Origin of the sequence: Larkinella sp., from assembly GCF_965227735.1 — a bacterium.
GTDB lineage: Bacteria > Bacteroidota > Bacteroidia > Cytophagales > Spirosomataceae > Larkinella.
The window spans coordinates 4,732,711-4,746,017 of sequence record NZ_OZ245776.1; the positions used below are offsets into that span (position 1 = coordinate 4,732,711).

10 protein-coding genes are annotated in these 13,307 nt (G+C 53.1%); 4 read left to right on the plus strand and 6 right to left on the minus strand.

What is annotated here, in order from left to right; translation table 11 throughout:
• Window positions 1-25: 25 nt before the first annotated feature.
• The 5 genes from ACO064_RS18550 to ACO064_RS18570 all read right to left on the minus strand — a co-directional run bounded on the left by ACO064_RS18550 (window position 26) and on the right by ACO064_RS18570 (window position 5,631).
• Entirely contained in the window at window positions 26-463 is a 438-nt protein-coding gene (locus tag ACO064_RS18550) for a hypothetical protein (protein WP_421828721.1), read from the minus strand.
• Window positions 464-855: 392 nt separating this feature from the next.
• Window positions 856-1,164 (minus strand): NADH-quinone oxidoreductase subunit NuoK, encoded by a 309-nt coding sequence (nuoK, locus tag ACO064_RS18555; RefSeq protein ID WP_114408283.1) that lies wholly within the window; start codon window positions 1,162-1,164, stop codon window positions 856-858.
• Window positions 1,165-1,171: 7 nt separating this feature from the next.
• Complete coding sequence (locus tag ACO064_RS18560) at window positions 1,172-1,696, minus strand: NADH-quinone oxidoreductase subunit J (protein WP_421828722.1); 525 nt, start codon at window positions 1,694-1,696, stop codon at window positions 1,172-1,174.
• 24 nt (window positions 1,697-1,720) lie between these two features.
• Window positions 1,721-3,139, minus strand: a complete 1,419-nt coding sequence (locus ACO064_RS18565) for a 4Fe-4S binding protein (protein ID WP_421828723.1) — start codon at window positions 3,137-3,139, stop codon at window positions 1,721-1,723.
• Window positions 3,140-3,222: 83 nt separating this feature from the next.
• A complete protein-coding gene (locus ACO064_RS18570; protein ID WP_421828724.1) occupies window positions 3,223-5,631 on the minus strand; it encodes an alpha-ketoacid dehydrogenase subunit alpha/beta in 2,409 nt (802 codons plus the stop codon).
• Between the two features lie 305 nt (window positions 5,632-5,936).
• Here ACO064_RS18570 and ACO064_RS18575 point away from each other — a divergent pair, with 305 nt between their 5' ends.
• Window positions 5,937-6,395: a DUF1573 domain-containing protein gene (locus tag ACO064_RS18575; RefSeq protein WP_421828725.1), complete on the plus strand. Its 459-nt coding sequence runs from the start codon at window positions 5,937-5,939 to the stop codon at window positions 6,393-6,395.
• A gap of 85 nt (window positions 6,396-6,480) precedes the next feature.
• Here the strand turns inward: ACO064_RS18575 and ACO064_RS18580 are convergent, their stop codons facing one another.
• Complete coding sequence (locus tag ACO064_RS18580) at window positions 6,481-9,387, minus strand: putative LPS assembly protein LptD (RefSeq protein WP_421828726.1); 2,907 nt, start codon at window positions 9,385-9,387, stop codon at window positions 6,481-6,483.
• Window positions 9,388-9,638: 251 nt separating this feature from the next.
• Between ACO064_RS18580 and ACO064_RS18585 the strand changes: the two genes are divergently transcribed.
• The 3 genes from ACO064_RS18585 to ACO064_RS18595 all read left to right on the plus strand — a co-directional run bounded on the left by ACO064_RS18585 (window position 9,639) and on the right by ACO064_RS18595 (window position 13,299).
• Window positions 9,639-10,403: an N-acetylmuramoyl-L-alanine amidase family protein gene (locus ACO064_RS18585; protein ID WP_421831039.1), complete on the plus strand. Its 765-nt coding sequence runs from the start codon at window positions 9,639-9,641 to the stop codon at window positions 10,401-10,403.
• Window positions 10,404-10,541: 138 nt separating this feature from the next.
• Window positions 10,542-11,531, plus strand: coding sequence for an MlaD family protein (locus tag ACO064_RS18590; RefSeq protein WP_421828727.1), 990 nt, complete (start codon window positions 10,542-10,544; stop codon window positions 11,529-11,531).
• A 142-nt stretch (window positions 11,532-11,673) separates the two neighbouring features.
• On the plus strand, window positions 11,674-13,299 hold the full coding sequence (locus tag ACO064_RS18595) for an acyl-CoA carboxylase subunit beta (protein ID WP_421828729.1): 1,626 nt from the start codon (window positions 11,674-11,676) through the stop codon (window positions 13,297-13,299).
• Window positions 13,300-13,307: the final 8 nt, after the last annotated feature.

Sequence of the window (13,307 nt, forward strand, 5' to 3'; positions counted from 1 at the left end):
TTTCATAGAACTGTTTTTTAGGTTATTAATTATTTTCGATTCGATCGATATAAATAGAAAGTATAGGAAGGCCTGTCAAAGAGGTTGAAAGTTTATCTTCGACTATTTTACCCCATACTCGGTAGGAATATGGTGGATTGAGGGCAGTTTCCTTGGTAAATGTTGGCGATAATTGCTTAACCTTCTCAATACAATTATCGCAAATGAGAATGGCAGATACAGTTGGTTTTTGACCTATCTTGACTCCTTCTTTTAGGACCAATCCCCATCCAGAAAATTCTGGGGGGCCGCTTAAATCTGCTGAAGCATTATCAAGATATTTAATGTATTGATATCGACTTTTATCCTGATCACAGCAAGAGCCATCCCAACAGTCGGGTTTGGGTTCTTTTTTGCAACTAGTATTGTTGCTAAGTAGCATGAAAATCACTACTACATACCATGGAATTTTAAGAAGCCTCATATTGTCAATTGATTAAGTGTTAATAGGATGAAATGCAATAATATGAAATTAAAATACAATGTCTGAGAAATACTCAAAAATATTTCTTAGGTAGTAATTAAGGTAGTTGTACTTATTTTCCCAACGTCTGATTTTTGAATACATTTCCCTTAAACGGAGTCCTGTCTCAATGTACCGCACTTACAGAACCGCTAAACGTCAGTGATTAGAATGCCCCTATACAACCGGAATAGCTTCCTAATCAAAATTGGAGGATAGTCGTATAAATGGTTGTGCAAAAAAACAAAACATGCATGATAGTACCAGCATTTTTTCAAATTTTTTCAGACCAAAGCGGATTTGTTGGGTGTCAAAAAAGCGATACGTTGACGTAGGTGCCGAAATACGACCGGTTATTTCTTCAACTCATTCATCTCATCGAGCTGAACCGTGTTGAAATGGCGGTAGACCTGCAGGATAATTGCCAGGGCAATGGCGGCTTCGGCGGCTGCGACAATCATCACAAACAGACTGAACAATTGCCCCTGCAACCGAACCGGGTCGTGCTGACTGAACGCAATCAGGTTCAGGTTTACCGCATTCAGCATCAGTTCGATGCCCATCAGAACCATAATCGCGTGGCGTTTCAGGATCACAATCGCCAGTCCAATGCTGAACAAGGCGGCTCCCACGAGCAGAAACAGGCCGGAATTGATTTCCATCGGTTCGTTATTTAGTTCGGGATGAAGCCGCAATCGTCGTGGCACCAATCAGGGCCACCAGTAGCAGGACGCCCGCTATTTCGAAGGGGATGAGGTATTCGGTCATCAACTGCCGCCCAATCGTATCGACCGTCGATCGGTAGGCAGGTTCGCCCTGATTCAGCAAGACGAAATTCCCCCGCACCAGCGCCCGGTACAACACGCTGAAAATACCACCCGCCACCAGCAAGGCCCACAGCCAGCTCCGGTGTTTGGTCAGAATGAAATTCGGTTCGGTATAATCAGTTTTGGCGGTATCGGTTTTGTGCGTCAGCATGACCCCGAAAATGATCAGCACCAGCACACCGCCCACGTAAATCATGATTTGCGAAACGGCCAGAAAATCGGCCCCGGCCAGGACGAACAGCCCCGCAACGCCCAGTAACGTCAGCAGCAGAAAAAAGGCGGCATACAACACATTTTTGGTCAGCAAAACCGCCAGGGCCGATCCGAGCGTGAAGAGGACGAATAAATAGAAAATGATCTGAACCACTGATTTAGCTGATTTTCTTGATGACTAGGACTCGTCTTTTGGCGGCAGTTTCGGCTTCAGCGTCGGTCGAAAAACCGGTCGGGGCTTCGGCGCTTCGTCCGGTTTTTGTGCGTCCACGGGCGGTTCTGACTCTTCCGGTTGTGGTCGTAGTTCGGCAACAGGTTCTACCGGTTTGGGGTCTTCTAAAGGCGGAGTCGGCGCGGTTTTTGGCCGCATGGTTGGCCGGAACGCCGGTTTGGCGGCAACGGGTTTTTGTTCTTCCGCAACCGGTTGGTCAATCTTCGCGGGTTCCGTTGGTTTGGGTTCTTCAACGGGTTTTGATTCCGCAGCCGCTGGGGCAGGTTTCGGTTTTAAAGTCGGTCGAAAAACCGGCTTGGCGACAACGGGTTTCGTTTCTTCAACGACAGGTTGTTCCGACGAAACCGCTTCCGCCGGTTTGACTTCTTCGCCTGGTGGGGCGGTTTTCGGTTTTAAAGTCGGTCGAAAAACCGGCTTGGCCGCGACGGGTTTGGCTTCTTCTACTGGTTTTTCCAGACCTTCCATCGCAATCTTCTCCGCTTCGTCCGGCGTTACATCCGTGAGCGGGTGTTCAGCCACCGAACCCGCCGAATTTTGTTCCGTCAACGGTTTTTCTTCCTCTTTCGGCGGTTGCGCGGGCGTTTTCAGCGTCGGCCGGAAAACCGGTCGCGGTCTTGGCGTTGGTGGTTCTGCCACCGGCGTGGTTTCAGCCGCTTCACTAGATGGTTCCGGTGCGACGGCTGGCTCAACGGGTGGTTCGGCTGGCTTGGGAGCGGGCTTCATACCGGGCCGGAAGACCGGTTTTTTCGGCGTGTCCAACGTCGGCGAAGGGGCCGGAGCGGCTTTGGCAGCGGCTTGCTGCGCCTTCATGGCTTCTTTCTCCAGGACAAACTGTTCGTACAACCGCCGTTTCTCATCCGCCTGTTCGGGCGTCAGGTTGGCATAATGGTAGGTCATGTTGCCCAGCTCAAACTCGCTGAAGTCGTAGGTCTTCGTCATCGTCAGGCATTCCGTCGGGCAAACCGTCGTGCAAAGGCCGCAGTAGCAACACTTGGCCATGTCGATGTCAAACTTGCCCGCATACAACCGAATCGGCGAGCCATCCGACGCTTTTCCGACTTCCTCCGTGGCCTTGATGGCGTCGATGGTGATGCAATCTACGGGGCACACTTTGACGCACTTGTCGCAGACGATGCAGTCGTCCATTTCGTTGTGGAGCCGGTAGCGGCCATTGTCAGGCACCGGTAGCGTCTCAAACGGATATTGCAGCGTGACGATGCCCGTGTTCTGCCCAAAATAATCCGTTTGCTGGACGTTGATCGGTTTTCGGCTCTGGCGGGCATCCAGCAAATGCCGGAACGTGAGCTTTAGCCCCGTCAGCGTCGTTTGGATGCCTTCCTGTATATCTTTAAAATACTGGCTCATTTCTTGATTTAAATGCCCCCAACCCCCTGAAGGGGGCTTTAAGAAAAATGGATGCAAAAGCCCCCTTCAGGGGATTGGGGGCATCAATATAATTTCGGAAAACGGGCCGGTTCGGCTTCGTTCATCAATTCATACACCACATCAAAAACGTCTTCGGCGCTGGGTTTGGAGAAATAGTCGCCGTCGGAACCGTAGGCCGGGCGGTGTGCTTTGGCCGACAGCGTTCGGGGAGCAGAATCGAGGTAGCGGTAGGCGTTTTGGTTTTCAACCACCTGCTGCATCATGTAGGCCGAACCGCCACCCGGAAAATCTTCGTCGGCAAACAGCACCCGGCTGGTTTTTTTGATAGACTCCACAATGGCATTTGACCGGTCGAACGGCAGCAAGGTCTGCACGTCGATGACCTCGGCCTCAATGTCGAACTGGCGAAGTTGCTCGGCGGCTTCCAGCACAATCCGGCACATCGACCCGTAGGTCACAATGGTAATGTCGGAGCCTTCGCGCAGGATGTCGGGAACGCCGAGCGGCAGGCAAAACTCGTCCAGGTTCTCCGGCAGCCGTTCTTTTAACCGGTAGCCATTCAGGCATTCGACCACCAGGGCCGGATCGTCGCCTTTGATGAGGGTATTGTAAAAACCGGCGGCCTGGGTCATGTTGCGGGGTACCAGAATGTGCAAACCGCGCAAACTGTTGACCATCGCGCTCATGGGCGAGCCCGAGTGCCAGATGCCTTCCAGCCGGTGGCCGCGCGTCCGAATGATCAATGGCGCTTTCTGACCGCCTTTGGTGCGGTAATGCAGCGTGGCCAGGTCGTCGGTGAGCGTGGCGAGGGCGTAAAATATATAATCGAAATACTGAATCTCGACGATGGGTTTCAGGCCCCGCATGGCCATGCCGATGCCCTGCCCGATGATGCTGGTTTCGCGAATCCCGGTGTCGGTGATGCGCAGTTCGCCGTATTTTTCCTGCAAACCGGCAAAGCCCTGGTTCACATCGCCGATCAGCCCGACATCTTCGCCCAGCGCCACCACACGCGGGTCGCGACCGAAGAGGCTGTCGAAATACCGTTGCATCAACTGGTAGCCGTCGATCAGCGGACTTTCATCCGTATAGCGGGCTTCTACCGGGGTCACGTTCAGCGGTGAATCCGGCGACTGGCTGTATAAATGCGAACTATAGCGTTCTTCGTTTTCGGCGGTGGTGCGCTCCAGCCAGGCCAGCAGACCCTGTTTGGCTTCTGAATCGTCGGTTCGCAAATACCGCAATGCCCGTTTTACAGCCGTCGTCGCATCCCGCCGGACCGGCACGTGGGTGGTGCGCAACTGGTCGCGGATCTGGGCAATCGGCTCACCTTGCCGGGCGGTTTCGGCAGCCTGTTGCAGCAGCAGCATAGCCTCGTCAAAATCACCTTTTAAGGAGGCCAAATAAGCACTCCAGGCTTCCTGGCGGGCGGCTTTGGTGACCCGGGCGGCTTCGCGCTCGATGGTATCCAGTTCGTCGTGACTGGCGTATCCGTTTTCAAGAATCCACAGGCGAAACTGCCGGTTGCAATCGTGCTGGCGTTCCCATTCCAGTCGTTCGGCGGATTTGTAGCGTTCGTGCGAACCGGACGTTGAGTGGCCCTGTGGCTGGGTAACTTCCTGAACATGAACCAGTACCGGGACATGTTCTTCCCGGCAAATGCGGGCGGCTTTCTGGTAGGTTTCCACCAGGGCCGGATAGTCCCAGCCTTTCACGGTCAGAATTTCGATGCCTTTCTCGGTATCCGTTCGCTGAAAACCGGCCAGGGCTTTGGAGATGCTGGCTTTGGTGGTCTGGTATTCCACCGGAACGGAAATTCCGTAGCCATCGTCCCAAACCGACATCAGCAGGGGAACCTGCAAAACCCCGGCGGCATTCATCGTTTCGAAGAACATGCCCTGCGAAGTTGACGCATCCCCGATGGTTCCGAAAATAATTTCGTTACCATTTCGGGAAAACGTCGTCAAAAGATGTAGATGGGAATTCTGACGATACAGCCGCGATGCGTAGGCCAGCCCAATTGATCTTGGAATCTGGCCTGCCGTCGGGGCAATATCACCAACGGAATTATAAAGTTCGGTTTGATTGCGCCAGAGACCTTTTTCGTCGAGCCAGCGGGTGGCATAATGGCCGTTCATCTGGCGGCCCGCCGAGTTAGGGTCGGCTTCGATGTCGGTGTGGGCGTAAAGCTGGGCGAAGAATTCAGTCCACCGGAGTTCGCCGAGTGCCGTCACAAAAGTTTGATCCCGGTAGTAACCGGATCGGAAGTCACCGGCTTTGAAGGCATGAGCGGCTGCAAGCTGGGCAATTTCCTTGCCGTCGCCGAAGATGCCGAATTTGGCTCGTCCACCCATCACCTCGCGTCGGCCCAGCAGGCTGGCGTGGCGGCTTTCACAAGCCAGTCGATAATCTTGCAGGATTTTTTCCTGCGTCAGCGTATCGGTCGTATTCAATTGTTCGTTTGCAATCACAGAACGGCCACAGTTTTAGAGGTTCCAGTTAGCTCGATTAATTGCCTGTTCAAGAGTTTGTTGGTGGTTTTCAGGGGAATACCTAAAACGAACGATCATTGAACAAACAAAGTAACTCCGGCGATCGGAGTAAAAATAATATAAAGTTTGGCAGCTTTCAAAAAAACGATTTTTTGACTTTCTTTGTTAAGCGATCATATGCCGTAATTTGCCTGGCAAACCTTTATCTGGCAAACCTTTTGTAGTATATACCTAGGATTGTAACGTAGTTTACCCGTTTGTTTGTAACTAAATTTTAAAAAGAAATGAAAAAGGCTTTTTCACTAATCGTGGTATTTTTTGCCATTACGACCATTGCTTTCGCTCAGAAAGGCGTTATTAAATTCACCAAAGAGTCGCATGACTTCGGCAAGGTTCCCCAGGGTACGCCCGTTACCTACACGTTTGAGTTTACCAATACCGGTACGGACCCCGTGGTGATCTCGAACGCCCAACCTTCCTGTGGTTGTACAACGCCTGACTGGACCAAGAGCGCCGTTTTGCCCGGTCAGAAAGGATTTGTGAAAGCCACCTACAATGCGGCTTCGATGGGTTCATTCAACAAGAACGTGACCGTGGTGAGCAACGCAGAACGGGCATCGATTCCCCTGAATCTGACGGGTGAAGTAACCGCCAAAGAAGGTGCTTCGACCGCTGCCGCGACACCGGCTGCCGCTCCTGCCGCCGAAAAAAGCAAGAAGAAAAGCGCGAAGACTTCGCGCTAATACGTAACGAAGGCCATTCGGTACTGCCAAAAAAGGCATCCTGCAAACGCAGGATGCCTTTTTTGGCTTTCATAAAACCGGTTTCCTAGTAGTTGATCGAGGTACCCCGGCGACGGCTTAGTTTCAGATCCTGCAGAATCGCCGACTTTACGCGGAGATCGAACGAGTAGAAATTGGACCGATACCGGTTGCCGGAAAACGGCGTGTAGCTAAAGTTCATGTCCCAGCAATGCAGGTCGCGGTGCAGTGTGATCGTGGTCAGCGAAGGGGCTTTGGCCGCAAAGTCGAAACCGGTCTGGAGAGAAAACTTCCATTTGGGCGTCAGGCTCAAATCGCCCGTTACCTGCAGCGTTTGCAGAATCTGGCTTTCGATGGGCGTAAACTTCGTGAGGCTGAACGTATAGCTGAGGTTGATGGTCCAGGGAATGTTAAAATCGACGTAGTCTTCCGGATTGCGGTTCATGTGCCGCAGTTCAGCCGCTTCGGTAGGCGTCTTGGCGTTGGGCGCCACCTTCGGTTTCCTGGAGTCCTTAGGGGCAAATTGCGTGCTGAGATAGAAGTTCAGGTTCTGCAAATGCGCCAGCCCCTGCCCCTGGGTGATCGCCAGCTTGTCGATTTTGTTGATCCGGAACGTATTGACATAAGGGCCCGTCTGGTAGAACTCCGATTGGTTCGGTACATAATAAACACCGGTTGGGGTTTTAACATCAGCCGAGTACGCGTACGGGTCGAAAACCGCCGAGAAGTTGAAACTGACTTTCTTCAGAATCTGCGTATTGGCGCTGAAATTTACCTGCGAAAACTTGAACTGAGGGGCGTAGGGGTTGTAGGAACCCGATAAACTGATGTTGTCGAAGAGCGACACTTTCTCAAATTCCTCCTTGGCAGAATCGCTCCGCGCCCGGACTTTCATCTCCAACTGGTTGACAATGTTGTAGCTGATGGCGGCCGCCCGGCCCGTAAAGCTGGCGGCCCCCGCCGTACCGCCCAACCCCCGGTAGCGCGAAATCTTGAGTACTTTTGTGGTGTCGTACGGGTCGCGGAACTGCGACAGGGTGGTCGTGAAGGCACTGGACAAATCCGGCGTGTAGCTGACCGAAATCGAGGGGGCAATGGTGTGCCTGATGGCTTCCAGCCGCCCCGCCCGCACGAAGAACGTGCCGTAGGCTCTGGTGTTCATTGAGGCACTGAAAGACAGGAAATACGTTGCAGAAATCCGGTTGTTGGTATCAACCTTTACAGCCTTGCGATCCGGCAAGTAGGTGTATGTCAGGTCTCTGGTGTACACATCACCGCTCAGCGACACCCCCGGTGTGAAGTTGAGGTAGCGGGCCAGTTTGAAGTTGGGTAACGAAATCGGTATCGAATACCGGCTCTGCACCTGAGCGTTCTTCAGGATAGTCGGCAGGTTTTCGACGGTCATCGGAATCAGGTTGGAATTGGTATAAATCTCCTGATTCGCCACGGCCGCCAGGCTATCCCGCAGCCGCTGCAAGGTATCTCCCCGAATCGTCAGTGAGGTCACCACCGGGAAGCCCAGGTTGGTAATATCCACGGTTCGGAGGGTGTTGTTGACGGTTGCCTGGGCGTTGAAATCCAGCCCCAGCCGGAAACTTTCGAACCATCGCCCGGTGCCGCCTTTCAGGGCAAAGGGCGCAATCTGGGCCACGCCGAGGTTAAAACCTGACGAAATGTTCGTTTGACCGCTCTCGCGCAGGTTGGTAACCGGATTGTATTTCCCGAAGTTCTGGCTGACGTTGATGTTGGCCGAACTGGTCACATACTGCCCAAACTTGTGGCTGTAGTTGACGCCGGAGTTGGCCGCATTGGAAACGTACCGGCCCGACGTCAGCGAGGTGTTCAACTGGTTGTAGCTGTTGCTGCTGACGTTGACATTGGCCGAAAACTGCGAGTTGCCGCGGGGCCGGGGCGAATGCGACCAGACGATGCTGAAGTCGTTGCGCGGTTTTGTGGCTGTATCGACGAGCGAGGTGGTCCGGTTTCGGGCGTAGGAAAGGGCGAAGTTGCCGCCAAAGCGGTACCGTTTCAGATATTCCGACGAAAGACCGAGCCCCCAGCTACCGTTGGAGTAAATCTGCCCCCGAAGGCTCATGCTGATGTACTGGCTGATGGCGAAGTAATAACCGCCGTCGCGGAGGTAAAAACCGCGTCCGTTGGGTTCCTCACCATATTGGGGAAAAATCAGGCCCGAAGTGCCGATTTCGTTTTTCTTGGGAATCGGGAAAAAGCCGAAAGGGAGCGCTAAAGGGGTCGGAATGTCGTTAATAACTAAGTTGAAAGGCCCGGAGATGAGCTGTTTATTATGAACAACCTTGATCTTGCTGGCGTTGATGTGAAAGTGGGGTGTGGTCAGGTTACAGGTCGTGTAAATGGCATTTCGGATGTATAAATTGTCTTCAGCGTCTTTTTTGACGGTTTTTCCCCGAACATTGCCTTCACCCTGGGCCGTAATGACGCCCTTGATAAAGCCTTTTTTGGTCTTGAAATTAAAGCGGATTTCCTGCGTATCATACCGGCCGCTCGCATCCTGAAAAATAGGCAGACCGACCATTTTTTTGGCGGTTGAATCGTAGCGGCCTTTGGCAAAAACCTCGTTGGTAGTCCAGTTCAGTTTGATGTAGGCCGCCGTTAAGTGGATATCGCCGTAATCGACCTTGGCATCGCCGAAAAGTTCGACAATCTGGCCCGTTGCATCAAAGAGCGTGGAATCTTTGGCTGAATAGTTGACGGTTGTTTGTAAATTACTGCCGTTATCGACCGAATCCGGGCGGCTCACCGTTCTGCGCGTCGTATCGACCGTTACCGAATTGCCGGTGACGGTAGCGGAGGAGGGAGTTGCCGAGCGCGGGTTAAAAGCCGGAACGGTACGACGCGCCGGTTGTTGCTGCCCGTAAACCAGCAGTGGAAGGAGGGCGATCAGGCAGCAAACCAGATTCCGGATAATAAAGTATGGATTTTTCAGTTTTATCAAAAAAATTATATTTGCTCACAATCCAGCGCTGGCTTCCGCTGTCAGCCCGTCCGGTCGAATGGCCAAGAGGGTTCCGGCCTACTCCGGTTTACAAAGTTAGTCGCTAACTTCATTCCAATACTGCCTTGAAACGGTTAAACCTGTTAAAAATTATTAAACTATTCCGGACGGCCCCGAAATCGACTGCCCGGACCCTGTTGCCTGCTGCTTCTTTGGTGATCCTCGTTCTGTGTCTGCTGGCCTTGCCGGGTATGACTCCGGTTTTACCGCAGGATAATCCAAAACAGGAACAGGCGGAAGCCCGGCCCGGTCGGCTACGAACGGTCGTTCTCGATCCCGGTCACGGCGGCAAAGACCCCGGCACCATGACGAAGCGCAACCGCGAGTCGCGGATTGTGTTGAAAATTGCGCTGGAACTGGGTCGGCTGATCAAGGAAGAACTGCCGGGCGTCAAAGTGATTTATACCCGATCGACGGATGTGTTCATTGAACTGAACGAACGCTCGGCCATTGCCAACCGCAACAAAGCCGACCTCTTTATCTCGATCCACGTCAATGCCAGTCCATCGTCCAGCCGCGTTAACGGAACGGAGACCTACACGATGGGGCTGCACAAAACCACTGGAAATCTGGATGTTGCCAAACGCGAGAACGCGGTTATTTTGAAAGAGAGCAATTACAAGGAAAACTACCAAGGTTTCGATCCGGATTCACCACTGGCTCACATCATGCTCGCCAATTACCAGCACGCGTTCATGAACAGCAGTGTCGATTTTGCCCAGAAGGTGGAGTGGAGTTTTAAGAAAAATGCCGAACGGCCCAGTCGGGGCGTCAAGCAGGCGGGTTTTATCGTGCTGTGGCGAACCACCATGCCTAGTGTGCTCGTTGAAACCGGCTACATCACCAATCCCGACGAAGAACGGTATTTAGCTTCCGCAGAAGGGCAGGATGCCATGGCAAATGCCATTTTCCGGGCTTTTAAGGCGTATAAAGACGAAGTTGATGCAGTAGAGTAAGCAAGTTGTTGTTAACTTCGCAACGGTTTTTTATTGAATGAAGGAATGGTTGTATGGCTGAAAATGGTTAAATGGCTAATTACTACCGAATCTTTTTTAACCATTTAACCATTTCTAGTCATTCAACCATTCACACGCATGAAAATTTCAAAAGAAGCAAAGGTGGGCATCCTGGCAGTGGTCGCATTGGCGATGCTTTATTTCGGATTCAATTACCTTAAAGGTGCCGATATCTTTTCCCGATCAAATAAATATGTAGTCGTTTATGATAATGTCGATGGGCTGACGCCTTCGAACCCGGTGCAGCTCAACGGCCTGAATGTCGGGCGGGTGGATCGCATCGATATTCTCCAGCAGCAGGGCAACCGCTTGCTGGTTACGCTGGACATCGACAAACGGATTCAGGTGGGCAAAGGCTCCAAAGCCATTCTGGCCGATGCCGGGGTACTGGGCGGCAAGGTCATTATCCTGCAAATCAACCAGGCAGGGGATGAACTGGCCAAAGGCGATACGCTGGTCAGCGGGAAGGAAGCTGGACTAACGGCCTTGATCAAGGAGAAAACGCTACCGGTTTTGAATACCGTCGATTCCCTGACCATCAACCTGAACCGGATCGTCAAGCAGTTCGACCGCACCGGCCTGGTGCTGACCCGGACGCTCGAAGGCGTGGAAGCAACCACCGGAACCCTGCAACTCACCATCGGCGAAAACCGCGAAGGCATCAAGCGGCTGATGACCAACCTCGGTACCCTGTCGGCGTCGCTGGCCGAGACCGAGAAAGAAATCAAACCGCTGCTGTCGAAAGCCAGCACCTTTGCTGATTCGCTCAACGCCCTGAAACTGAGCCAGACACTGGCCAGTGCCAACCAATCCATCGCAACCCTGCAACAGATGCTGGCCGACATCAACAGCGGCAAAGGCACCCTGGGCAAGCTGAAAGGCGACGAGGCCCTCTATAAAAACGTTAACAACGCCACCGCCAGTCTGGACAAACTGCTGACCGATTTCCGCGAACATCCGAAGCGGTACGTGCATTTTTCGCTGTTCGGTAAAAAGGAAAAGGCGGCTACCACACCGGCCCAGAGCGCCACCATTGTGGTACCACTTTCGGATTCGACCAAAAACTAGTTTACGGTTTACAGTTTTCCGTATACGGTAGCTGACGCGTGCTTCTGTGAATGTGTCAGCTACCCTAGCGACGGCCCGGCGTAAACCGTAAACCGTAAACCGTAAACTGAAAACCGTAAACCATCTAACCTGCCTGACGACGATGACTCCACTTCTGGACGAACTTCACCGCAAAACGGAACAGACGAAACTCGGTGGTGGCCCGAAGAAAATCGAGGATCAGCACCGGAAAGGTAAACTGACCGCCCGGGAACGCATTGACTATCTGATCGATACGGATTCTTCCTTTATTGAAATCGGGTTGTTTGTCGGGGATGGGATGTACGCCGATCACGGCGGTTGTCCGTCGGGGGGCGTGGTGGTTGGTCTGGGTTATGTGTCGGGAAGGCAGTGCGTCATCGTGGCAAATGATGCGACGGTGAAAGCCGGGGCCTGGTTTCCGATTACGGCCAAAAAGAACCTTCGGGCGCAGGAAATTGCGATGGAAAACCGCCTGCCCATCATTTACCTGGTCGATAGTGCGGGCGTTTATCTGCCGCTTCAGGACGAAGTTTTTGCCGATAAAGAACATTTTGGCCGGATTTTTCGCAACAACGCCCAGATGTCGGCGATGGGAATTGTCCAAATTGCGGCCATTATGGGCAGTTGTGTGGCTGGCGGAGCATATCTGCCGATCATGTCGGACGAAGCCCTGATTGTGGAAGGCACCGGATCGATTTTTCTGGCCGGTCCGTATCTGGTCAAGGCGTCGGTGGGCGAGGATGTCGATGCCGAGACCCTCGGCGGAGCCAGCACCCACAGCGAGATTTCGGGTGTGACGGATAACAAATACCCCGACGAGAAAAGCTGCCTGGACGCCATCCGGCGCAGTTTTGATAAACTAGGAGAGCCCGAAAAGGCCGGTTTTAGCTACACGGAACCGGTTTTGCCCGCCAAAAATCCGCAGGAACTGTATGACCTGATTCCGGTCGATCGCGTCAAACCGTACGACATGCGTGAGGTGATTGCCCGCCTGGTGGATCAGTCCGAATTTGATGAATACAAGGAACTGTATGGCCAGACGATCTTATGCGGCTACGCGCGAATCAACGGCTGGGCGGTCGGCATTGTGGCCAACCAGCGGAAAGTGGTGAAGGCAAAAGGCCGAACGGGGGCGGGTGGCGCTTCCGGGCCGGGCGAAATGCAGATGGGCGGGGTTATTTATTCCGACTCGGCCGACAAAGCCGCGCGGTTTATCATGAACTGCAACCAGAAAAAGATACCGCTGGTGTTTTTGCAGGACGTCACCGGTTTTATGGTCGGGAGCCGCTCGGAGCAGGGCGGTATTATCAAAGACGGTGCCAAGATGGTCAACGCGATGGCGAACTCAGTGGTGCCGAAGTTTACGGTCATTGTGGGCAATTCCTACGGCGCGGGCAACTACGCCATGTGCGGCAAAGCCTACGACCCGCGGCTGATTGTGGCCTGGCCCACGGCGCAGATGGCCGTGATGAGCGGAGCGTCGGCGGCTAAAACGCTGTTGCAAATTCAGGTGGCGTCGCTTAAGGCCAAAGGCGAAACCATCACGCCGGAGAAGGAACAGGAATTGCTGCAAAAAATCACGAACCAATACAACGAGCAGCTCTCGCCGTATTTTGCGGCTTCGCGGCTCTGGGTCGATGCCGTGATTGATCCGCTCGACACCCGCACCTGGCTTTCGATGGGCATCGAAGCCGCCAACCACGCGCCGATCACGAAGGCGTTTAATGTGGGCGTTATTCAGACGTAGGCCTACTA